The sequence below is a fragment of the Brevibacillus porteri genome (genome assembly GCF_003013475.1).
Taxonomy (GTDB): Bacteria; Bacillota; Bacilli; order Brevibacillales; family Brevibacillaceae; genus Brevibacillus; species Brevibacillus porteri.
In genome coordinates, this window is sequence record NZ_PXZO01000052.1 from 1 (window position 1) to 23548 (window position 23548).

Annotated in this window: 26 protein-coding genes; 4 read left to right on the forward strand and 22 right to left on the reverse strand. The window is 47.7% G+C overall.

Going from position 1 to position 23548, the window contains the following annotated elements:
- Positions 1-292: hypothetical protein (locus C7R92_RS32605; RefSeq protein WP_208636229.1), on the forward strand; the 292-nt coding region annotated here is incomplete at its 5' end.
- A gap of 238 nt (positions 293-530) precedes the next feature.
- Positions 531-1085, forward strand: a complete 555-nt coding sequence (locus C7R92_RS23975; RefSeq protein ID WP_106835900.1) for a spore coat protein — start codon at positions 531-533, stop codon at positions 1083-1085.
- Positions 1086-1189: 104 nt separating this feature from the next.
- Here C7R92_RS23975 and C7R92_RS32425 read toward each other — a convergent pair whose 3' ends face one another.
- The 4 genes from C7R92_RS32425 to C7R92_RS23990 form a co-directional block, all read right to left on the reverse strand.
- Positions 1190-1348 carry a hypothetical protein gene (locus C7R92_RS32425; RefSeq protein ID WP_167403232.1) on the reverse strand — a complete coding sequence of 53 codons (159 nt, stop codon included), beginning with the start codon at positions 1346-1348 and terminating at the stop codon, positions 1190-1192.
- A gap of 170 nt (positions 1349-1518) precedes the next feature.
- Complete coding sequence (locus C7R92_RS23980; RefSeq protein ID WP_069845236.1) at positions 1519-2481, reverse strand: L-threonine 3-dehydrogenase; 963 nt, start codon at positions 2479-2481, stop codon at positions 1519-1521.
- Positions 2478-3686 carry a glycine C-acetyltransferase gene (locus C7R92_RS23985; protein WP_170831568.1) on the reverse strand — a complete coding sequence of 403 codons (1209 nt, stop codon included), beginning with the start codon at positions 3684-3686 and terminating at the stop codon, positions 2478-2480. The genes C7R92_RS23980 and C7R92_RS23985 overlap by 4 nt, the downstream gene beginning before the upstream one ends.
- A 279-nt stretch (positions 3687-3965) precedes the next feature.
- A complete protein-coding gene (locus C7R92_RS23990; protein WP_026043057.1) occupies positions 3966-4343 on the reverse strand; it encodes a (2Fe-2S) ferredoxin domain-containing protein in 378 nt (125 codons plus the stop codon).
- Between the two features lie 146 nt (positions 4344-4489).
- Here C7R92_RS23990 and xerS point away from each other — a divergent pair, with 146 nt between their 5' ends.
- Positions 4490-5602: a tyrosine recombinase XerS gene (gene xerS / locus C7R92_RS23995; RefSeq protein WP_106835901.1), complete on the forward strand. Its 1113-nt coding sequence runs from the start codon at positions 4490-4492 to the stop codon at positions 5600-5602.
- Positions 5603-5681: 79 nt separating this feature from the next.
- Here the strand turns inward: xerS and C7R92_RS24000 are convergent, their stop codons facing one another.
- From C7R92_RS24000 to C7R92_RS24085, 18 genes are all read right to left on the reverse strand, one after another.
- On the reverse strand, positions 5682-6575 hold the full coding sequence (locus C7R92_RS24000) for a manganese catalase family protein (protein ID WP_012686273.1): 894 nt from the start codon (positions 6573-6575) through the stop codon (positions 5682-5684).
- Between the two features lie 71 nt (positions 6576-6646).
- Positions 6647-6895, reverse strand: a complete 249-nt coding sequence (locus C7R92_RS24005; protein ID WP_069845239.1) for a YuzF family protein — start codon at positions 6893-6895, stop codon at positions 6647-6649.
- 157 nt (positions 6896-7052) lie between these two features.
- Positions 7053-7868: a transglycosylase domain-containing protein gene (locus C7R92_RS24010; protein WP_106835902.1), complete on the reverse strand. Its 816-nt coding sequence runs from the start codon at positions 7866-7868 to the stop codon at positions 7053-7055.
- A 105-nt stretch (positions 7869-7973) separates the two neighbouring features.
- On the reverse strand, positions 7974-9557 hold the full coding sequence (locus tag C7R92_RS24015) for an acetate--CoA ligase (protein WP_106835903.1): 1584 nt from the start codon (positions 9555-9557) through the stop codon (positions 7974-7976).
- 136 nt (positions 9558-9693) lie between these two features.
- The gene (locus C7R92_RS24020; RefSeq protein ID WP_208636232.1) at positions 9694-10602 is read right to left on the reverse strand and encodes a branched-chain amino acid ABC transporter permease; all 909 of its coding nucleotides are present in this window, start codon (positions 10600-10602) and stop codon (positions 9694-9696) included.
- Positions 10603-10699: 97 nt separating this feature from the next.
- Positions 10700-11560 carry a branched-chain amino acid ABC transporter permease gene (locus tag C7R92_RS24025; protein WP_106835905.1) on the reverse strand — a complete coding sequence of 287 codons (861 nt, stop codon included), beginning with the start codon at positions 11558-11560 and terminating at the stop codon, positions 10700-10702.
- 27 nt (positions 11561-11587) lie between these two features.
- On the reverse strand, positions 11588-12289 hold the full coding sequence (locus C7R92_RS24030; RefSeq protein ID WP_069845245.1) for an ABC transporter ATP-binding protein: 702 nt from the start codon (positions 12287-12289) through the stop codon (positions 11588-11590).
- Positions 12273-13043 carry an ABC transporter ATP-binding protein gene (locus tag C7R92_RS24035; protein ID WP_106835906.1) on the reverse strand — a complete coding sequence of 257 codons (771 nt, stop codon included), beginning with the start codon at positions 13041-13043 and terminating at the stop codon, positions 12273-12275. Before C7R92_RS24035 ends, C7R92_RS24030 begins: the two co-directional genes overlap by 17 nt.
- Before the next feature lie 12 nt (positions 13044-13055).
- Entirely contained in the window at positions 13056-14225 is a 1170-nt protein-coding gene (locus C7R92_RS24040; protein ID WP_412678990.1) for a substrate-binding domain-containing protein, read from the reverse strand.
- A 67-nt stretch (positions 14226-14292) separates the two neighbouring features.
- The gene (locus C7R92_RS24045) at positions 14293-15339 is read right to left on the reverse strand and encodes a 3-oxoacyl-ACP synthase (RefSeq protein ID WP_069845247.1); all 1047 of its coding nucleotides are present in this window, start codon (positions 15337-15339) and stop codon (positions 14293-14295) included.
- A complete protein-coding gene (locus tag C7R92_RS24050; RefSeq protein WP_017248225.1) occupies positions 15336-15752 on the reverse strand; it encodes a MaoC family dehydratase in 417 nt (138 codons plus the stop codon). Before C7R92_RS24050 ends, C7R92_RS24045 begins: the two co-directional genes overlap by 4 nt.
- A gap of 10 nt (positions 15753-15762) precedes the next feature.
- Entirely contained in the window at positions 15763-17289 is a 1527-nt protein-coding gene (locus C7R92_RS24055) for an o-succinylbenzoate--CoA ligase (RefSeq protein WP_106835907.1), read from the reverse strand.
- 33 nt (positions 17290-17322) lie between these two features.
- Positions 17323-17928 carry a TetR/AcrR family transcriptional regulator gene (locus C7R92_RS24060; protein WP_106835908.1) on the reverse strand — a complete coding sequence of 202 codons (606 nt, stop codon included), beginning with the start codon at positions 17926-17928 and terminating at the stop codon, positions 17323-17325.
- 311 nt (positions 17929-18239) lie between these two features.
- The gene (locus C7R92_RS24065) at positions 18240-19136 is read right to left on the reverse strand and encodes a C40 family peptidase (protein WP_106835909.1); all 897 of its coding nucleotides are present in this window, start codon (positions 19134-19136) and stop codon (positions 18240-18242) included.
- 301 nt (positions 19137-19437) lie between these two features.
- Complete coding sequence (locus tag C7R92_RS24070; RefSeq protein ID WP_106835910.1) at positions 19438-20064, reverse strand: fumarylacetoacetate hydrolase family protein; 627 nt, start codon at positions 20062-20064, stop codon at positions 19438-19440.
- A 57-nt stretch (positions 20065-20121) separates the two neighbouring features.
- The gene (locus tag C7R92_RS24075) at positions 20122-20667 is read right to left on the reverse strand and encodes a hypothetical protein (protein WP_026043053.1); all 546 of its coding nucleotides are present in this window, start codon (positions 20665-20667) and stop codon (positions 20122-20124) included.
- A 134-nt stretch (positions 20668-20801) separates the two neighbouring features.
- Positions 20802-21431: a VanW family protein gene (locus C7R92_RS24080; RefSeq protein ID WP_106835911.1), complete on the reverse strand. Its 630-nt coding sequence runs from the start codon at positions 21429-21431 to the stop codon at positions 20802-20804.
- Positions 21432-21590: 159 nt separating this feature from the next.
- Entirely contained in the window at positions 21591-22637 is a 1047-nt protein-coding gene (locus tag C7R92_RS24085; protein ID WP_106835912.1) for an NAD(P)/FAD-dependent oxidoreductase, read from the reverse strand.
- 363 nt (positions 22638-23000) lie between these two features.
- Between C7R92_RS24085 and C7R92_RS24090 the strand changes: the two genes are divergently transcribed.
- The gene (locus C7R92_RS24090; RefSeq protein ID WP_106835913.1) at positions 23001-23411 is read left to right on the forward strand and encodes a DUF3991 domain-containing protein; all 411 of its coding nucleotides are present in this window, start codon (positions 23001-23003) and stop codon (positions 23409-23411) included.
- Positions 23412-23548 lie beyond the last annotated feature (137 nt).

Sequence of the window (23548 nt, forward strand, 5' to 3'; positions counted from 1 at the left end):
TGCTGGGCGCACTAAAAAAGAGCTACAAGAAAGTTACCTTTCTTGTAGCTCAAAAAAATACGGCAAATCCAGCCCCGTTCAGGGAATGAAAAGGGTATATTTTTTGAGTGAAAAGAATAAGGTAACTTTCTTGCCAATGAAGAACAAAACAAACTCTGCTTCATTCTTCAAAAAGTGGCAAAAAATATTACATTATCCTCTTCAACTCCAATCGTTAATTGTCAGAACGATCTTAACATACCCCGCTTATACATTGCAACATCCTAAAATGACAACCAAAAACCCAAATTAAAAAGAAAAACCGAGGAAGCAATCCAAGGTCTCACTTTTACGAAAAATTTCTGCTCAGCAACTTCCGTGGAATGGTATCTTTTTTTGATGCCAATACATTGCTTTCCGTGCACGCAGGCTCCAATTCCTATTCAGCTGAATACGTCAGTTAGATTCTTTTTCCTGAATATCCATTACTTCAGAACAAACAATAACAGAGGTTGACAGTCCAAAACCAAACGATAGATCAGGAGGCCATTATGCAACGTTTTGCTGCCCATGAATTTTTGGAAACACAAGAAGCACTCCGCTCCAAACACGCCGCGATTGAAATGCACGGATTACTTGCCGAGATGGCGCAAGACCCTCAATTAACGAGTATCATTAACCGACATCAGCAAATGATCATGACCGCATACCAGCAAGGGATTAGCCTACTGCAGGGAAAAGGATTCAACATAGCGCCAGCCCCTATTCAATTGCGTGTAGCCCAACCGACTGCTATTGGTCTAAATAACCCACAGATGGCTGCGCCCAACCCGCACCCAACCCGCTTGTCTGATATGACGATCGGTACTTTGATGTTAAACTGGCATAAAGCGGGTTCCGCTATCGGTATGCTGTGGGCGGCAGAGTGTGTGGACCCAGGTATCCGACAATATCATGTAAATGGCGCGAATGCATGCCAGCAAATGGCGTATGAAACTTGGCAATACTTGAATGCAAGAGGCTACTACCAAGCTCCGCAGCTTGCCGATCATACGATGAATACGATGATTAACGCCTACCAGCCTCAACAACAAATGCTCCTGTAAGCCACAAAAACCGTCCTTGTTTGGACGGTTTTCAATTTGTCGAAGCATAGAACCGGGAACGAGAAAAACCTCCCGGATTCTGGAAGGTTTTTTGTTACCATGTGTCAGCGACCTCGAACGGTCTCTGTATTATTTGACCATCCCCAGCTTTCTATTGGTCGCTCCTCATTGTCACTGCCTTTAGTCTCTTGAAAATTTGGGATGACTTGTCCTTCTTCGTCTTGCTTCGAATGGTTGTCCTGCAAGGTTTTTGGTAAATCCATGGTTCTCTCCCTCCATTCCTCTTTCCTTCAAGCATGTTTTGTTACTGTGCCCGTACAACGGGAAAGACATTCAAAAGTCTTTCACACTGCATGTGATTGGAAACAAAAAACTGCCACCTCTCTCGTATCACGTACAAGAAGAAATGGCAGTTTTCTTTTTCACTCTTCGCTTATCCGACCTGCTGGAGCAACTTTCCCCGCAGTTTTGCGAGCATGTCCTCAGTCATTTTGTCCAAGTCGTACTCCGCTTTGAAGCCCCACTCTTGCAAGGCAGCCGTAGCATCAATGGAGTTCGGCCAACTGTCCGCGATCGCCTGACGCACAGGGTCGACTTCATAAGAGAGTGTAAACTCAGGAATGTGTTTACGGATCGCTGCTGCTACATCCTCTGGCTCAATGCTCATCGCAGTCACGTTGAACGCATTGCGGTGAATGAGCTTGGAGGCATCTGCTTCCATCAGGGTAACAATCGCATTCAGCGCATCAGGCATGTACATCATATCCATGTATGTGCCTTTACCGATGTAGGACGTATACGCTCCGTGTTGGATCGCCTTGTAGTAAATGTCTACTGCGTAGTCGGTCGTACCACCACCCGGAGGCGCTACATACGAGATCAGACCTGGGAAGCGTACACCGCGCGTATCTACCCCGAATTTTTGATAATAGTAATCGCAGAGCAACTCACCGGATACTTTGTTTACGCCATACATGGTCGTAGGGCGTTGGATCGTGTCCTGTGGTGTGTTGTCCTTCGGTGTAGTCGGACCAAATGCACCAATCGAGCTTGGCGTAAAGAATTGGCAGTTCAGCTCACGTGCTGCTTCCAGCGCGTTTACCAGCCCACCCATGTTCAGGTTCCATGCCAAGAGAGGCTTTGCTTCAGCTGTTGCAGACAACAGGGCAGCCAAATGCATGATCGTATCCACGCCATGTTTCTTCGCCAGCTCAAACATCCGGTTCCCGTCAGTGACATCAAGAACTTCGAATGGACCCGATTGCACAACAGGATCGTCTTCGTTTTTCCGGATATCTGTGGCGATGACTTGATCCGCTCCGTAAATATCGCGTAATTTCATGATGAGCTCGGAACCAATTTGTCCTAACGCCCCGGTTACCAGAATTTTTTTCATTTCAGGATCCCCATTTCTTTCCCAACTTTTTCGTAGATGCTAAGGGCACGATCCAACATTTCTTTGCTATGTGCCGCTGTTGGCATATTCCGTACACGGCCGGTTCCTTTTGCTACAGTCGGGAACACGATCGCTTTCGCGTACACGCCCTCTTCATACAGTCGCTTGCTGAACTCCTGGGTTTGCTGTTCGTCTCCGATAATGCATGGAGTGATAGGCGTTTCGCTCTCCCCGATATTGAAGCCGAGTTCTTTCAAGCCTTTTTTGAGGTAATGTCCGTTATCCCACAGCTTGTCGTGCAGCTCGGTGCTGTTCATCAAAATATCGATAGCCGCAATGGAAGCAGCCACATCCGCTGGAGTCAGCGCGGTCGAGAACAGGAACGGTCTGCTGCGTACTTTGAGCCAGTCGATCAGCTCTTGGCGTCCTGCTACATAACCGCCGACTACCCCAATTGCTTTGGAAAGCGTACCGATTTGGAAGTCGATTTTATCAGACAGGCCAAAATGCTTAACCGTTCCTGCCCCTTTACCGAGAACACCAGAGCCGTGGGCATCGTCTACATACGTAATCAAGTCATATTGTTCGGCAACCTCTACGATTTCCGGCAGCTTGGCAACATCGCCATCCATCGAAAATACGCCGTCAGTAATGACCATCAGTTTTTTATATTTGCCGGATTCTTTCGCTTCCTTCGCTTTCGCACGCAAGTCATCAATATCGGAGTGGTTCACACGGATAATTTGTGCACGAGACAGGCGGCATCCATCAATAATGGAAGCGTGGTTCAACTCGTCAGAAAGAATCGCATCGTCTTTGTCCATGACAGCAGAGATCGCAGCCATGTTGCAGTTAAAACCAGATTGGTAAGCAATCGCGGCTTCCGTGTGCTTGAAGGCAGCGAGCTTTTCTTCTAGCTTCACGTGCAAGTCCAAGGTACCATTAATGGTACGTACAGCCCCTGCCCCTACACCGTATTTGCTTGCTGCTGCAATCGCAGCGTCCACTAGGCGTTGATCAGTAGCCAAGCCCAGATAGTTATTGGAAGAGAGGTTGATCAGTTCTTTTCCTGCAATCGTAATGACAGGACCGTTCGCGCTTTGCAAAGGGTCAATGACGTTGTACAGTCCCTTGCTCTTCAAATCTGTCAGATTTTCATGTAAAAAATGTTCAAGTGTTTTGCTCGCCAACGAGAATCCCTCCATTATTTCAGCCATCGATTAGTAAATTCCACAAAAACAATTGTTCACGCTGTATGGACATATCATTTTGATAAAATTCGCATAAAATCAAGTCAATCTACAGACAGTTTACCACCATTTACTTAAAACGTCCACATCACAAAGACATATTGTTAACGCTTTCAATCATTTTCCTTTCGATATTGTCATCTCTCCTACTTTCTCCTTTTGTCGTAATTCGTAGACTCCTGAAAATGAAAAAACCACTCTCTAGCTTCATGTGAGCAGATCGTGGCCTTTTCCTCATTTTTTTGCCTTTTGTGATTTTAAGATACCAGGCTTGGTGTCTATCGTACGCACAAAACCGTTCGTTTCGAAGCGATGCGTCATCAAAGCCTCTACTGGTCTACCATTTTGAAAATGCTCTTCCACCAACAGCTGTGCATCTTCTGGCGTCACGTTTTCATACCAGATTCCTTCGGGGTACACGATCATCACGCATGCGTCCTCACAGCGTCCGTTGCAACGCGTGCGGGTTGTATGTACATAGTCATCCAAACCTGCGTTGGTAATCGCCTCGCGTATCGCTACCGTAACCTCTTCGCCACCCTTGCGCATACAGCTTCCGCCATTACAGATCAACACATGATGCTTTGTCTGAGATAAATCCCATGTTGCCACTACGAATCCTCTCCGTTCTTCTCCAACATCCATCCATACTCCCCATCATGACGGTTTCTTGTTCAATTTGCAATTCCCAGAACGTTTGGTTTTTGATAGAATATATGTTCGTATACGATTTACAAAATGATTTTGGTGGTGAAAGCATGTCCGTTACCAAACAGCGCGATGCCTTGCAGCTTTTGCAAACAGTGGGCTCCTACCCATGGTATGTCGAAAAGTTTATTGAGCATAAAAAATCAAAAAAAAATTCACCCTCCACCTTGCTTGGATACCTTCGCGATTTCTCTTTTTTCTTTCGCTGGATGATGACAGAAGGTTTGAGTACCGCGACGGATATGAAGGACATTCCGTTAAACGATTTGAATGACCTGAAGAAAGAAACGGTAGAAAGCTACATATTGTACTTGCAGGAGTCGCATTTATATGAGCGATCCGCTTTGCTCTCGAACCCTACCAAAAGCGCGAAGAAAGAATACAGCGACCGCACCATCAGCAGAAAAATATCGAGTCTGAAATCGCTTTTTCATTATTTGTCTGCCCTCGCTGAGGATGAGAATGGGGAATCGTATTTGACGCGGAATGTACTCGCCAAAATCGAGCTGGAGATCACGGAGCTGACTCCCCTCGCACGCGCCCACGCCATTCGGGCAAAAATCCTGATTGACGACGAAATCTATCAGTTCGTCGATTTTGTCTACAACGGGTATCTGGCCCATTGTGATACGGAAAAAAAGAAGCAGTATCACATGCAAAACCGCGACCGGGATACTGCCTTGATCGCGATGATTCTCTCCGGTGGCTTCCGTGTGTCAGAGATCGTCAGTCTCGATCTATCAGACATTATTATGGAAAAAAACCAGTTGAAATTGATCCGCAAAGGAAAGAAAGAGGACGCTCCTTTTTTCAGTGACTGGGGCAAGGAGTACTTAGCAAAATACTTGCAGCTGCGTGACAAATACAATCCCGAACCGCAAGAGGACGCTGTTTTTCTCGCTGTTTCCCCTTCCAATCCGAATGGGCATCGCATTGAAGTGCGGTCTGTTCAAAAGCTGGTCAAAAAGTACGCCAAAGCCTTCGGCATCCCCGATTTGTCTGTCCATAAGCTTCGTCACAGCTTTGCTACACAGTTTCTCCGCTTGAACCCTGACCCCCATCAGCTACAAGCACAACTGGGGCACTCCAAAATCGAAACGACCATGCAGTATGCCCATGTACTAGAAGATGCTCTGGGTAAGGCTGTGAACCGGACGACGTAAGACTGCCTCAACAAGAACAAGTGACCAATCTGCATACCACTGCGGACTGGTCACTTTTTTCATGCTTTTTCCATTCCATCTACATCCCCGCTGACCGTTGCAAGCGTTCCGCGATTTTCATAAAGTCTTCCCGCGATACACCGGGCGCAAATTCTTCTGGCAGCTCATCTAAGTCCGGAACAGGGCCGCCATCCGGGACGCCTTGAATGACCTCTGCTGTTCCACCATCAGGCAACGGGCCGCGCCAAATCATGGCGATATCCTGATAGTCCTGATAGCTGAACGTAAACAACTTGCGATTCAATCCCATCGCGATATACGGGTGAGTGGCATCGAATTGTGTGTTATCCAGATTGGGAACAGGCAGCATTTTCGTCATATCCACACCCGTAGCGATCTCCAAAGCTTTGGCGTACGCTACGATATGGACGCCCCCTCTGACGAGCAAGTAACCGATCATGGCCCGAGCTGTGGGATGATCCGTCATTTCGTACACCCTCATCTTGTGAGTACGCGCTCCGCACTCCAGAAAAAAGTTGTGCAAAAGATCAAGCACCAGATTCCCGCTCGAGAATACGTAATCACCTGTCCATGATTTTCCCATGGAGTCTCCTGGCATCGCGGTTTGCGCGGTCGCAATAAAATGGTACGTATTACGCTTATTTAATCCGTTATTTAGTGGAGTCGTATCTGGGTCCCCCGGACGCGTAATCCCTTTCATGCACAAATTGATTGCGTTGGAGACCAGCTCCACATGCCCGACTTCTTCCGCTGTAATGCTGGCGACCAAGTCATAAAAAGGCTTTAGTTTGCTCTTTCCGCGAAAGTTGAAGGATTGGAACAAATAATTGTTTAGCGTTGACATCTCACCAAAACGACCGCCCAATAGCTCCTGGACGGCCGCAGCGGCGTTGGCATCTCCATAAGCCGGTTCTGGCAGCTCAATTGCCAACCTGTTGATACGAGTAAACAACCTGCTTCCCTCCCCCCGTTTTGCACCTACCTGTACTGTTTTATGTGGGCGAAGGGTTGTTTCATACCAGTTTAAAACGGCATGACCCAGACGATCTGTTGTATGCGTACAAAAAACGTAGAACCTCCCGTCTGTAGTACCACATGGTCAGGTAGCACATCGACAACGTTTCCACGGACATTTCCCTGGGTTGTTTGAATGGCAACTTCACGCCGTATGACACTTTGCAACGTCTGATACAAATAAGGGTCAATGAAGGAATTCATAGCGGGGGTACTTGACGCTGGTTGTGCTTGTGTCTGAAAAGGATACGAACTCATGACGTTTTTGGACTCCTTCCTGTAGTTCCTCACCGTATTTTATGCCCAACGGTTGGGATGGGTGAGTGCATAGGATATCGCTTACCATTCTGCATGCCTGATCGATTCCAAAACAAATATCCCCTGCCATCTAGACAGGGGATTCCATTACATTCGTTTATTTCGCTGCACGTTTGGCAGTAGGAACAACGTAAATCTGCTCGTTCTTTGCCAACTTACTTTCACTTTGATCAATCACGTCCAATTCGTTCATCCGGTTCAATACAACCGCTTGCCGTTGTTTGGCTCGGTCCCAGTTCTTGACCGGTGAGTAACGCTCTGGTCCTTTTGGTAAAGAAGCCAGCATAGCCGCTTCTCCCAGTGTTACCGCTCGATTCCCTGTTTCTGTTGCTTTTTTCCCGAAGTAAAAGGGAACAGCCTCGCCAATCCCGTACTTTCCGTGCCCGAAATAAATGACGTTGAGGTAGATTTCGAGCAGTTCTTTTTTGCTGTATCGCTGTTCCAATTGCAAAGCGATCGCGATTTCCTTCACTTTTCTGGTCATCGTTTTGTCGTTCGTCAGAAACAGGTTTCGCGCCAACTGCATGGTAATCGTACTTCCCCCCTGCACGTAGGCACCTTCCTTGATATCCACCCAGATCGCTCGGCTCAATCCAACAGGATCTACTCCTGGATGCTGCATAAACCGATGATCCTCGATCGCAACGAACGCCTTCCACACATGGTCAGGCATTTCGTCCAGCTTTACATAGCTGTTGGATTGCTGTACAGCAGCCAGCTTATTTTCATCTATCCATATATTCCCTGTCCACGCAAGCACGATCGGCGCCAAGATAGCTGCCATCATGATCACGAGAAAACTGATACGCAGTCGTTTTTTCCAACGAACACCGAGTTTCTTGATGCTCTTGGGCATGCTCGCGGCTTCATACAAGTCGGTGTTTCTTCCTAATGGGATTGGAAGGTGGTTCATGCTGCATTCCCCCTTACCTTGCTTCTACTCACATTGTAGGGGATGCGCGCATTTCGTCCCATCGAATCCACTTACAGCAATCTTACAATTTCGTAAGACAAACCATTACGAATGCTGATTTTGCTGTGCCTCGTGCTGCCGCAGCTCGATCCGTCTGATTTTACCGGAGGTTGTTTTCGGCAGTTCCTGTACAAATTCGATTTTACGCGGGTATTTATACGGAGCGGTTAATTGCTTGACATGGTTTTGCAATTCCAAGATCAACTCTTCGGATGGCTCATTCCCTTTTTTCAGGATGACAAAGGCTTTTACCACATGACCACGCTCTGGATCTGGACTGGCAACCGCCGCACACTCCGCTACTGCCGCATGCTTCACCAAGGCATCTTCGACCTCAAAGGGACCAATCGTATATCCGCCTGAGATGATAATGTCGTCCGAACGTCCTTCGAACCAGATGTAGCCATCTTCATCCATGCGACCTTGATCACCCGTCACGTACCAGTCGCCGCGAAACGCTCTGGCAGTGCGATCGGGATCATCCAGATAGCCTTTGAACAGCGCTACCATATGGCGATCAATGGCAATATCGCCCACTTTGCCTACTGGCAGCTCCGCTCCTTCTTCGTCAATTATGGCGCTCCTCACCACAGGAGATGGCTTGCCCATCGAACCTGGCCTCGGCTCCATGCCGACAAAGGTACCCACCAGCAAAGTATTCTCTGTCTGTCCGTAACCATCTCGCACGGTCAACTGGAATACGCGGCGGAATGTGTCGATCACTTCCCGATTGAGCGGTTCACCGGCCGAACATGCAGAGCGCAAGGCGGACAGCTTGTATTGTTCCAAATCCGTTACTTTTGCCATGATTCTGTACTCGGTGGGCGTCGCACACAAGACAGAAACTGGATGTTTTTGCAGAATTGTCAAATAATTCTCGGCAGAAAACTTTCCTTTATAGACAAACGCGGTCGCTCCCAGCCCTAACGTAGAGACAAACGGACTCCAGATCCACTTGGCCCAACCAGGCCCCGCCGTTGCCCAAACCACGTCACCTTCGCGAACGTCCAGCCACTGTGTCGCGGCCACAGCCAAATGCGCAAACGGCCAACCGTGAACGTGCATAACCCCTTTGGGTCCCCCAGTCGTGCCTGACGTATAAGACAGGAAGGCCAGCTCATCCGACTTCGTGTTTACGACCTCAAATTCTGTGTCCTGCCCCTGGAGTAGCTCCTCAAGCGAAATCCACCCTTCTTTCTCTTCGCCCGTCGTGATGTAGTGTTGCAGGGTAGAGTAATTGCCTCTCGTCAGATCAACCTCACTCATTGCTCCCGCGAAGCTGATCACAGCTTTGACTTTTGCATGATTGATCCGGTACTCGATATCTTTGTAACGCAGCATCTCTGACCCTGGCAAAATCACTGCCCCCAGCTTCAGCAGTGCCAAATAGAGGCCATAGGCCAAGGTTCCTCGGGAAACTAGGACGAGTACCCGATCCCCATGCTCGATTCCAATCGACCCTAGACCATTCGCAATTTTATTTGAATATTGGCGCAAATCTTCGTACGTAAGGATATGTTCCTGATCTTGTTCATCCAGCTCCCAAACAGCTCGTCTCTCCGGATGTTTTCTCGCCCATTCGTCCACCTGGGTAGCGAAGTTATAGTTCACTGGAATGTTCAGTTCCATAGCACATCTCCACCTTTTCTTAGATTGATGAATAATAATTCGACATCACTATAATTCTCCCCTTTTTCTTTCGACAAAAATGGGACAAAAAAAGGCCAACCTTTTGTATGGGTTGACCTCCCTTCTTTCATTCCTATCACTCTACTTGCTCCGTAATCGTTGCAGCCTGCAGGGAACGCTGTTTTCTTTTCTCTCTCCACTCTTGAAAGCTGCCGACAATTCCGCTCGGGAAGCAGAGCACGACCAAAATATAGAGCAAGCCTAGGAAGATGACCCATCTTTCGAAAATCGGATGAAGCTTCGCCAACTCTGTCAGCCCATGATGCGCCAACTCCACAATCCCTGATCCCAGAATGGAGCCGAAAAGCGTTCCCAGCCCACCGATCATGCTCATCAAGAGCGCATCCAGCGTCGTTTCAATCGAAAATACTTGGGTGTTCACAAAACGCAGCATGACCGCGTACAAGCCTCCACTAATCGCAGCAACCACTCCAGCGACAATGCTGACGATTACCTTATAATGAAGAATTTGATAGCCTAACGCTTCCGCACGTTGTTCATTTTGACCGATGGCTTTCAATACCTTGCCGAGTGGAGAGTGCGTAAACGCCCGCAAGATGACGAACAGCATGACCATTAGGATCAGGCATACATAGTAAAAGGACAAACGGTCACGAAACAGCTCAGGCACCGGAAAGGTGAAGCCATCCCCTCCCATCGTCAGTGAGCGCCATTTTTCTGCCAATACGAATAGCAGCTGGGAAATCGCCAAGGTCAGCATCGCATAAAAATGACTTTTCAATCGCAACGACAGCATCCCGATCACGTAGCTGAGAATACCGGAGAGCACAATAGCAACAAGTACGCCAAGCAAGAAATAACTGATCGTCGCACCAAAGTTTTTCAAGAATAAAGACACGGAGTACGCACCTATTCCGAAAAACATACAGTGTCCGAATGAGACGATCCCCGTATAGCCGAGCAACAAATCAAAACTCATCGCAAAAATCGCAAAGATAAAGATTTGGGTAAACATGATGTACATGCTTCGCGAGTCTGAAAGAAACGGCAAAACTGCCAAGGCTAGAAAGACAAACACAATAAATCGATGGTTCAACAATCCAGATGTAGTCAACGCATGATCACCCCTTCGCTCCAAACAGGCCGGATGGTTTGATAAGCAGCACTGCCAGCATCAGCAGCATGTTCACTGCCAGTGAAAGCTCTGGAACGAAGTAAGCCATAAACGAGCCAAGCACTCCTACTAAAAGCGCCGCAATCATAGAGCCTTGAACGCTTCCCATCCCACCGACAATGACGACGATGAATGCCAGAATCGCATACTGCATACCCATTTCCGCAAAAATGACCCCAGAATACGGTGCCAGCAGACTTCCTCCGAGCGCAGCCATGCCTGCTCCCAGCAAAAAGACGAATGTAAACACTTGTTTAATATTGATGCCGAGTGCCTGCACCATTTCCTTATCGATCACACCCGCTCGGACGATCAAGCCTAGTCTGGTTTTGGTTAACAACAGGTGCAACCCGACGTACACAACGATTCCCACTGCGATGACAAACAAGCGATATGTGATCAGTATGATGTCGCCAAGCTCGATGCTCCCTTGCAAATAATCTGGTAATACTGCCCGAATAGGATTGGGGCTCCAGAACACCTTGAGCAATTCACTTATCACGAGCATCCCGCCCAATGTCACGAGCAGTTGCTGAATGTGATCACCGTACACCGGACGGATCAGCACGCGCTCTAACACGAAACCGAGCAGCATCCCGATGACGACAGCACCTACAATGGCCAGAAGAAAGCTATCCGTCAATCCGAAAAGCCATACACCAGCAAAAGCTCCCCAGGCAAACAATCCACCGTGGGCAAAGTTCAACACACTCATTAAGCCAAAGATCAACGTGAGCCCAGAAGCGAGCAAGAAAATGAGTATGCCTGTCGCCAGTCCATTTACCAGCAAATTCATCGCGACATCCATTTCATCCTCCCCCTCCCTGTTATACGCTCAGGCAATGCCCAAATATTTTTGTCGCGTATCTGCATCATCCTTCAACTCCTGCATCGCGCCACCGCGGACAATTTTCCCTTCATCCATCAAGTAGTACTGCTCGCCGATCATGCTCGCCATCATAAAGTTTTGCTCGACTAAAAGCACAGTCGTTTTCTGCTTCATCGATTCGATGTGAAACATGAGCTTTTCAACCATGATAGGCGCCAGTCCCTTGCTCGGCTCGTCAATTAACAAGAGTCCGTTGCTGTTCACATAAGCTCGTGCAATCGCCAGCATTTGCTTCTGACCTCCGCTTAAGTGCCCGCTTTTCTTTTTCCAGTAATGACCCAGGTCAGGGAATAGATCCAGCATCCACGCGAGCTTTTCTTTTTGTTCGTCGTCATTTTTTTGCATGGCGAGCCGGAACGTCTCTTCTACCGTAAAATCATGGAAAATCCCTTGATTCTCGGGCACATAGCCAATCCCCTTACGCGCGATGGAATAGGTCGGCAGATGCCCGATTTCTTCTCCTAAATAGCGAATTTGGCCATGACGGATCGGGGCAAGCCCCATGATGGAACGAAGCGTCGTTGTTTTGCCCGCGCCGTTTCGTCCAAACAGGACAGTAATACTGCCTGCTTGCACGGATAGCGAGACTCCCTGCAAGATGTGAAACTGGTCGAGGTACGTTTCAATGTGATCAAGTTGCAGCATCATGCTTATACAACCCTCCCAAGTAGGCAGACTGCACCTGCTCATTTCGCATCATGTCAGTCGGTGTCCCCTCAGCCAATAGCTCTCCATGAAATAGTACGACCATGTGATCGGAGAGTGATTTGACCATGTCCATCTTGTGTTCGATGAGGATGATCGTGCACGAATTGCTTTCCTTAATCGATTCGATCACCTTCAATACAGCTGGGACTTCCTCCAGTGAAATCCCCGCAGTCGGTTCGTCTAGTAAGAGAACATCCGGACGCAGTCCAAGTAGCATGGCTAGCTCCAGCTTTCGTTTCTCCCCATGCGCCAATAGACTTGCCAGTACATCCGCCTTTTTCTCGAGCAATACCAGATGCAGCAATCGCTCAACTTCCTCAGCCTGTCGCATCTGATCTGCCTGAGAAATCCACAAACGAAACCGAACGCCCTGTGCGGCTTGCACGGCTAATCGAATGTTTTCCCGCACCGTTAGCTTGGGAAATAAGTTTGTCAATTGAAATGATCGACCAATACCCAATCTCGTTCGTGCTGCTGGGGGCAAGTGTGTAATATCTTGCCCCTTGTACTTGATCGTTCCTTGTGATGGAGCAAGCTGCCCGCTTAACAAGTTAAACAATGTCGTCTTTCCGGCTCCATTCGGTCCGATGATCGAAGTAAATCGCTGCTTCGGGATATTTAGCGATACCTTGTTTATGACTGTTTGCTCCCCGAATGCTACGCTTACGTCAACCGTTTCCAACAAGTAACTCATCACACACCTCCTCTACTTCTGGTTCCTGACAGGTGGTGCTGTCTCTTCCATCGTCATCTCCCGAACGAGTACAGGGACCGGATGATCGACTCCGTCTTTTTTCTCTAGCTTGATCGCGTACAACGTTTGCAGTGCCTGATGGTCCTCGACCCGGAACTGCATCTGGCCCTTCGGCGTATCAAAGGTCATGCCTTCCATCGTAGTAATCAACTTCTCCGAGTCTGTATCGGCGTTCGTCTTTTTCAGCGCTTCCACAACTGATACGGCTGCCGTCATCCCGCCTGCCGTAAATAAGTCAGGAATCTCGCCGTTAAAACGCTTCTTGTGCTCATCGATGAGCCAATCGTTCATTTTCGTTTTCGGGAGCGAATGGTAATACACCGAGAAGCCTTCCATTCCGATCATGGCCTCCATCGTTTTCAAGGCAGCGATATCAGGTGCTCCCGTAGACACCTTGATGCCTTTTTGCTGAACCTGCATATCTTGAAGCTGTTTCCATGGGGAGTTCGAGCCTGCCCACGTGATGAACACATATTCGGGTTTGGCGCTAATGATTTTTTGGATGTTGGCTGTAAAATCAGTCGTGTTCGTGTCCACGTATTGTTCTTCGATAATGACAGCCCCTAATTTTTCAGCTGCAGTCTTAAAGGCTTCAATCCCTTCTCGACCGTAGGCGCTGTCTTGGGCCATCGTCGCGATCTTCGTTCCTTTGGAAGCAATCGCCGCAGCGCCAGCAACTGCGTCCTGCGAAGAATTTCGACCTGTGCGGAAAATGTATCTGTTCCAGTTTTTCCCGGTGATACTATCTGCTACAGCCGGTTCTACGACCATGATTTTTTTGTACTCTTCTGCCAGCGGAAGGACAGCTAGCGTATCGCCTGAACTCGAGGAGCCTACGAGAAAATCTACCTTGTCGGTTTCCAGGAGCTTCGTCGCTTTTTGGACGGCGACATCCGGTTTCGTCTCTGTATCCTCAACGACAAACACGATCTTTTTGCCAGCGATCTCTCGCTTGCCCTCTGTTGCATAATCGAGTCCAAGCTCAAAACCTCTTACCGTCTGCTTGCCGTAGCTCTCCAATGGCCCCGTAAGCGAAGCGAGTACGCCTACCTTGATCGTATGACCACTGCCAGATGAAGCGCTTTCATTTTGGCTGCAACCAACAACAAGCACGACAGACATCGCTAGTGGGAGCAACATTTTCCAACCTCTTTTTTTCACGCCGGTTCCTCCTCGAGAGTCATAATGTTCATTGCGATTCGGCTAACCATTCCAGCACGGTTGCAGCCCACGTATATCCAGTTCCAGCACTGACAGCTACGACAATATCCCCAGGGGCAAGACGTCCCTCTTGTTGTGCGACATGTAGTCCAATACACGGATCGAGTGCAGACAAATGCCCGTAATGATCGAGATAGACGGCCTGCTCCTCGCTAAGTTGCAAACGTTCCAACAGCTCTAAGAACATCGAACGCTTTGTGTGCAAAGGAAGCAGCAGCTTCAAATCACGCAAGGAACGATTGCTTTTTGCCAAGGCCTGCTCTACCACATGGACAAAGTTCGGTATGGAAACGGGATCAAGTCGTTCTTTCATATCGGTCGGATTCGGAACATCGATGTAGTGGAGTCTGTTTTCCACCGTTTCATGACTAGGTTGTAGCCTCGAACCGCCTGCAGGTACCCTAATATCATCGTGAAAAGAACCATCGGTAATGACACAGCTGTGGAGAATTCTACTCTTTGTAGCACCACGCTTTACGAGAGCCGCTGTCCCCCCATCTGCAAAATTAAACATGAAGCGTGAGCGAGGATTGTCGTAATCGACGATTTGTGATTCTTTACAGCCAGCAACCAGCAAAATGTTTTTAATGGTTGCATCTGCCGTCAGCATATCTTTGGCGACCTTCAAAGCAATTGGAAAGCACGAGCTGACGTTCATCATCTCGAAACCGTATGCGTTTGTCGCTTTTAGCTCGTATGTAATCTTCGGTGCGCTGGACCATACATAGTAATCTTTGTGCGGACTGCCGAAGTAAATAATCACGTCAATCTCAGATGGATCGATCACCGAGCCGGTCAGTTGTTGGGCAGCGAGCACAGCGAGGTCTGATGCATGAAGCGTGTCATCTGCGACATGCTTTTGGTATAGACCGAATTTTTCGATAATAACTCGCGTGGGGATTCCGGTCTTTTCAGCCAATCGCTCAGCTGTTTCTACTCCCTCAGGAAAAAATACGGACGTCGCTTCCACTCCGATAGTCTGCTCATGGATCGTATTCGCTTCAAGATGATTCATACTTTCGCTCCTTCCTTCGGTACGAGCATCGTCGCTGTTCCAGTCAGAACTACTTTTCCATGCTGATTCGTGCATTCCGTAAGCAATCGGATCATGCCTCTCTCTTCCTGATACTCTAGCACAGTGGCGGTCGCGGTGATTGTGTCTCCGATCAATACCGGAGCCGTAAACTGAATGGTCTGGTCCTTGTAAATGGAACCGATGCCAGGCAGCTGCATCCCGAGCAATCTGGACAACATGCTCGCCGTCAACAGTCCATGTGAGATACGCTGACCGAATCGCGTGTCTTTTGCGTACTGTTGGTCGATGTGCACCGGATTGTAATCCCCACTCATTCCCGCAAATAGAACGATATCTGTTTCCGTAATCGTTCTGCTAAAAGATGCTTGCTCCCCTATTGCAAATCTCGCCATACGAATCACCTCATTGCGTAATGGAATCGCTCTTCAATCTGGTCAATGCTTGCTTGACGATTTTCCCTGTTGCATTGCGTGGCAGTTCGTTCAGAAACACGAATGACTTCGGGATTTTATACTTCGCCAGTCTTTGCTCACAGTGCGCTTTCATGTATGCTTCCGTGATGACTGCACCTGATTTGGGCACGATAAACGCCTTTGCGACCTCTCCCCATTTTTCATCGGGTACACCGACGACTGCGGCTTCCTGAACGTCATCCAGCTCGCCGATGACCTGTTCCAGCTCCAGTGGATAAATGTTCTCCCCGCCTGAGATAATCATGTCTTTGCGCCTTCCTACGATATAGGCGAACCCTTCTTCATCAAAACGTGCCAAATCCCCTGTGTACAGCCACCCATCCCGGATGGTCTTGGCTGTTTCTACTGGTTTGTTCCAGTATTCCTTCATTACATTCGGACCTTTGACGAGCAGTTCTCCGATTTCGCCATGACCCATGTCTTTTCCGTCATCCGAGATCAGGCGGACTTCACAAAACATGACGGGCTTACCGATTGAGCCGGCTTTTCTTTTTGCATCTTCCTTCGCAATCATAAACACAGTAGGAGATGTTTCTGTTAGGCCGTATCCTTGTCCAAAAGGGAGGCCTCGCTCCTGAAAATGCTGGATGAGTTCCATGGGGCATGGAGCGCCACCGTTGTAAAACCAACGGACAGAATCGAATGATGTGGTAGCAAATAAGGGACTTTGACGAATGGCTTCATGGATGGCGGGCACACCCATCACGATGGTGACTTGGTGTGATTCGATTAGTTGAATCGCTTTATCAGGGTCGAACTTCCCGGCGACTACGACGCGTCCGCCAGCAAGCCATGTAGGGAAGGCAAACAGTCCGATTCCCCCGATATGAAAGAGTGGCAATAAGACAATCGAGCAGTCTTCTGAGGTGAGATCAAGCGCGGCTACATTGTGTACAGAGTTCCAAAACATATTTTCTTGGGTGAGTACTGCTCCCTTAGGCTTTCCTGTCGTTCCTGATGTATAGCAAATGATGTATGGATCATCTCCACTGCCATCATCTACCTCGGTCCTACTGTGCTGGGATGACTCACTCGGGCCATCCTGGCTCCAAGGGAGTTCTCCCGGTTCCAGCCATATCATGTGCGCAACACTGGCCTTCCCCTTGATCAGCTCAATGGTGGCAGCGAACTCCGGCTGGGCACATAACACGCGGATACCACTATCCTCAAACTGATAGTCTAATTCTGCAGGGGTCAAGCGAATATTAAAGGGGACGGCAATCGCACCGAGTTTGGCGATGGCAAACAGCAGAAGCACATACTCCAAACTGTTTTGGGACAAAATGCCGATCCTGTCCCCCTTTTTGACCTGTAGCTCATGTCGTAAATAGTTGGCAAGACATTGCATCTGCTCATTCATTTGCTGATACGTAAGTGATTGATCGTTGGCAATCACTGCGATCCGCGTCGGAGTGATTCGGGCTCGCTTTTCAATCCAATAAGCAATTCCGTGCATGAACTCTACTCCTTTGCCTATAAAATGAATCGGTTACGGCTTGGCAGCAATCCCTTTCATAATCATCGACATGGCTGTTTCTAGCACCTCTTCCGGTACGTCTTCATTTTCCCAGTAAACCCAACGCATCCCGATGAATTGTCCGATCGACATGAGACAATAAGCCAGCGTCTCATGATCCATCTCTCGAAACGCACCTTCGGTCATGGCGTTCTTCAGACTTCGTACGTACCCCGCTGCCAGTTTGGCGTAATACCAGCGATATAGCTCCTGATCGACGAGCGCAGCCTGTTGAATAATGCTGTACATGTTGCGATGATGTTTGATCCAACGAAAAAAGGCCAGAAATCCTAGGCGCAAATTCTCTTCTTGTGTGGTTGCTCCCATGATTGCTTCTTTGATCGTCGAACGAAGCTCTCTGCTCAACTGCCTGATCAATTCATCATAAATGGCTTTCTTCGACTCGAAATAATTGTAAAACGTTCCTTGGGATACCTGTGCATGCTGTGTGATCAAGACGATAGATGCATCATAATAACCCAGCTCGCCAAACACATGCTCCGCGGCATCCAGTATTTTTTTGCGGGTTTCCTGTCCCTTTTTGGTCAAAACAGGGGTAGGCAGACTATTTTCTGACATCTGAATCACCTCTCAGTTTTTATTATATGTATAATTCAGAATATTACAATATGTATTTTTCGCACTCATTCTAGGGAGACTCGTTTTCACAATAAGAAAAGGGACCATAGTGGCCTTTCCCTTTCACTCGACGCGTCGCGAGTTCAGCCAAGGCGGCTGGCCCTTCTTCTAAGGGAATAACTTTCTCTACTCAGTTGGCAATAATTGACGCGAAACAAAAAAAGTGAAGCAGCGTCTTATTATACAAAAGCACATAAAAAAGCTCCCGTACGAAAGCACGAGAGCGGAGTAAACACTTTGAAGTTGTATGATTAGATAACACGCTTGATTTTCACTGTGCGCTTCTCCCAGTTCGTTCCATCGTACTTGGAGTAAGTCACACCAGGACTACCGTAAGTGTGCAGGATTTTTCCATTCCCTGCGTAAATAGCCACGTGTGTAATCCGATCAGAAGTACTGTTTACCGATGCCTTCATGAAGATCAGATCACCTTTTTGCAGGTTGCTTTTGGAAACAGATTTCCCAACAGTCGATTGCTGACGGGAATCGCGTGGCAGAGTAATACCCGCTTCCTTGAATACACGTTGGGTAAAGGAAGAGCAGTCGAACGTACTGGTTGTGCTACTGCTTGAACCGTATTTGTACTTCGTGCCCAAATACTTTTCGCCATTTTTAATGACCTGATCGGCAGTTTTGCTTACAGGCTGTTCTGGCTTGCTCGGCGTATTCTCTGAGGAATCAATAACACGACGAGCCCCTACAAATTTGTCACTGTACTTCGAGTATGTTTTTACAACTACCTCGTCTTCCCCTTTCGAAGAATAGACGAATTGATCACTGCCTATGTATATTCCCATAAAAGTTGGGCTTCCGCTTCCGCTAGAGGCGAAGAACACCAAATCTCCTGGCGCCACGCTTTTTTCGGATACTTTACTCCCAGTCTTGTACAGGCTAGAGATTGTGCTCCCAATGGATATCCCTACTTGTTTGTACGCATACGCAGCCAGCTCTGCAGATCCGAATTGCTTCGGTCCCTTTGCTTTGTACTCGTAATCCTTCCCGATCAAAGAAGTAGCAATATTTGCAACCTCTGACTGTTTTGAATCTTGTGTCTTAGCGGCCACTACTCCAACTTGACCACCCATTAACAGGGACGTACTCAGCATGACTGCTACTGTTGACTTCATTACCCAATCTCGTTTCGTCACTTTCTTTTCCTCCTTGTCATGTTGTGGCACCCGTCTTGGGTACATGGACAGAATAGCGCAGGAGGAAACAGGAGGATAAGACCGTAAAATTTTCCAATGATGGAATTGGTAGCATGGGACTAGTCAGAAAACAGGGTGCAAAGTAGGCGGTTGCTACCTCTTAGTTCCATGGAACCATAAAAGTTACAAAACGGTATCAAAGGTGATTTTCGTCGCAAAAAACGGCTATTTTGCTGGCCCGAACTCCAAACAAAAACCATCTTCTGCTTGTTTCTGTCAGAAGATGGTTCTCCATTCATACCTATTTCATTTTCGCCGTAAACTGCCCCCAAGTCTCTTCTCCCCACTTGAGAGTGAGGACATCCCCATCTGTAACAGGTCCTACCCCCGCTGGCGTACCTGTGTAAATGATATCCCCTTGATCCAGTCCTAGATGTTCGGATATATAGGCAATCATGGTTTCCAAATCAAAAATCACATCACGAAGATTACCGCGTTGCACTTGCTCTCCATTTTTCAGCAAGGAGAAATCCGTTTGGTGCAGCTCATGAATACCAGGGAAAGGATGAAAAGACGTCAAAATGGCTGAATTTTTAAACCCTTTTGCCAACAACCATGGATGCCCTGCTTTCTTCAGCTCGCTCTGAACATCCCGCAAAGTAAAGTCGATGCCGAGTGCTATTTTGTCAATCATCTCGTCAAGTGCAACTCCAGCCTCATATGGTCTCGCGATGTGAATCACAAGCTCCGCCTCATAATGAAGCTCTCCACGAGATGCCGGAAGCTCAATGGCCTCGCCATTTGCCATTGCAAGCGCATGTGTTGGCTTATCAAAGATCATTGGCTTGGTTGGTACATCGTTCCCCAACTCCGCAGCATGCAATCGATAGTTGCGACCGATACAGTAAATATTTTTGACTGACTCCATTTTGTCCTCTCCTTTGGTGCTATCTCTTTTTTCACTATATCATGGCTGCACGGCGTATTACAGCTTGTCTTGTTCGTCCTCTTCCATGTAGTTTCGATAGCCAGGCCAAAGACGGGCATTCCCTCGTGCTTCTACTTCAATCACGGTATCACAAATGGATTCCAACGCACTTTCCAGATCCATCTCGTGCTCAGAGCACCAGGAAAATTCGTAATGGAAAATCACTTGCTGCTCTGTCACTTCGGAGAGGACAAAGGCAAACTGCTGTTGTTGTTCCACGACATGCTTTCTGGCTTCAACCGTCGCTTCTACCGAGAACAAACCATCCCATTCCGCAACCATATATGTAGAAGTAACATCAATCCACAGAGAGGGAGTATCATTCGTCCGCCGAAAAATAACAGAGTCCTCCCGATAAAACCCGTAGCCGGAGGGCAACGCACCTGAGAGCTTAAATGGGATTCCTACCGGCAAATCCTGTGGCTTCAATGCATGGACAAGTCTCCCAGGCAAAAGATAGCAACCATCCTGCTGGCGATCTAACCGTTCTCCCATGACGAGAACCTCTTGATTGTGTGAATCACCTGTCATCTGAACGAACATCACGGCACCTCCCTCTACAAACAGTATGGTCAGGAATGCATGACTCAAAACTAAATTACCATCCATTTTTTTCCTGACAAAATACGAAAAAAAACAGGGTTCATCCATAGGATGCCCCCTTTATTCCTGCTAAGCTACGCACGTATGATCGCAATCACAACATGTTCGTCATCGTATGATTTTGCTTTGATTTTCACAGGGAAATCATACAAGTTGGTAAATTTAAAATCCATATAGCCATACGCTACTGTGGCATCTTGACCCACTGGCACGTATCCCACTGATTTGCTGTGGTTATGCCGTTCCACCATGATCATCCCCGCTACAGCAGCTACATTGTAAAGCGTGCTGGAAACCTGACAAATCCCGCCTCCATAGTCATCGACGAGCTGACCATTCTGAATAACGCCGGCCTTCTGCCAACCATCCTCTGGCAAATTCGAATTTCCCACTGTTTCATTGAAAGAAAACACCTGTTGCGGTTTGATTTTTTCATTATGAATCTTGGCCAATGCTTGCTTGATGTTATGTTTACGAGTATCTGTGCTGTCTTTCATCGATGAGTAATAAAAACCGAGAACCTCCTCTTCCTTGAGGTCCATCTTCTCCACATACTTTTTCTGTAACTTTTCCTGCAACTCGATAGCAGGAGATAACGGATCCACTTGTAACGCCATTGCACGCTCAGGCGCGTAGTTCATGCCCAGCGAGAACACAAGGGCCACTGTCACTATACTGATCGGCCAATGCCGAACTTTCTTCATTTCTACTTCCTCTCCCACATTTGTTGATCGATTGACTGACGCGAAGCTCCCTATTTATATAGCCTGTCATTGTTATTACACCTTGTCTCTAACAATGTAACGTATGGGAAAAGCGGCAATCAACCTGCAAATGTTGGGCTTTTTGTCCTACATCAGGTTCTATTCGTCATCCTCATCGATAACCCCGAGGGCTTTGTTCTTTTCTTTAAAGCGCTGGTTATGGGAAGAAACATACGCCATCCGATCTGCTACTGGGTCTATGTGTAATTTTGCACTGTTTACGGCCACAGCCGCATCGGTGAATGCTCCTGCGATCAGCGTAATCTTGCTGTCAAAGCTCGCAAAATCTCCCGCCGCAAAAATCCCTGGCAGATTCGTTGCCAGACGAGGACTGACAAACACGTTCCACTCATCCATGTCCAAGCCCCACTCTTTAATCCCAGTGAAATCGGCCTTCAATCCGTGATTGACGATGATGGCGTCGACATCGATTTGCTCCGTCTCGTCCGTCTCCAGATGACGTATCGTCACTTTATCGATCGTTTCTTTGTCTGAGCTTTGCAATTGCGTGACCGTATATGGGGTGCGAACGATCGCAGATGACTCTTTCATGCGCTTTACATTCCGCTCATGTCCACCAAATACATCACGGCGATGCACGACAGTTACGGACGCTGCGATTTGCACCAGTTCATTTGCCCAATCGACCGCGGAGTCCCCGCCACCTGAGATGAGGACGTGCTTCCCACGGAATGGCTCCAGTTCCTGCACCGTATAATGAAGATTTGTCACCTCGTAGCGCTCGGCCCCTTCGATCTCCAGTTTTGCCATTTTCAAAATACCTCGGCCCAGAGCCAGTATAATCGTGCGGGTCCAATGCCGTTTCCCCGATTTTGCAACGAGTATGTACGTACCATCTTCTTGTGGCTCCAGGCCGATGATCGCCTCGCCCAGCACAATGGTGGGATCAAATGTCTTCGCTTGCTCCACCAGATTGGCAACCAGCTTTTCACATAGTTGTGGTGGTACACCACCTACATCCCAGATCATTTTTTCTGGATAGATCAACATTCTTCCACCGAGATCTTCTTTCGCTTCAATGAGCTTCGTCTTCATATCGCGCATTCCGCTATAAAAGGCAGCATACATCCCCGCAGGGCCACCACCAATAATGGTTACATCAAACAGCTCCAACTGTCCTCCCACAACTACCCCTCCACTGTCTTTCTTGTTTGTTTATGAATCATCAAAAGTGATGTTGAAAATGAGATTCATTATCACAATGTGATTGTAATGGAAAATGGAGGAGGATTCAACATTCAATGAGCAACTTTATCGCTTGAACTGCAATGAAATGTGAGGAACGGTTCAAGAAAAAATAAACAGGTTCGTAAATAGCTTCATCAGCCAATTTACGAACCTGTTGTTTGCACTATGGTGCGGTCGAGAGGACTTGAACCTCCACGGTGTTGCCACCACTAGAACCTGAAACTTATACGTCATTATAACATAAGCTCAAGTACGCGGAATATCACCTGAAATAGTCTCATTACTCATGCATGAAAAGAACTGTATCAGCAAGACAAAACAGGGAACTGTGTATTTGTTGGATATAATCAAGTAGGAACTGCACGGTATTGCTCCATGCGCGGTACCACTCCAAACAAGCCTTTCAAGCAGGATCGGGAGTATTCGAACAAAAGTTATCCGTTTCTTCTAAACGGGCAGCCTGACAGCAAGCGGGTATACGTTTTTGAAAGCCCCATTGATGCGATGAGTAGGGCTACAATTGCGAAACTACGTGGTCAAGACTGGAAAGCTGCTTACTACATTTCGCTCGAATGCCTATCCGATCAGGCACTTGAGAGGTTTCTTCAATACAATGCGATACAAGAAATTGTGTTTGTTTGGATAACGATGCAAATGCTACTTATAGCAATGGCAGCCCCTCTCCCAATTGGGGACAAGAGGCTGCATTGAGTTTTAAGACAAAATATACTGCTCAAGGCTACGTTACCATTAATGAAAAGTCTGAGGGAAAGGATGTAAATGAGGATTTACTTATATCAATCTGTACATCAGATTCGAAATACATTTACAAATCCCCAGCCGAAATT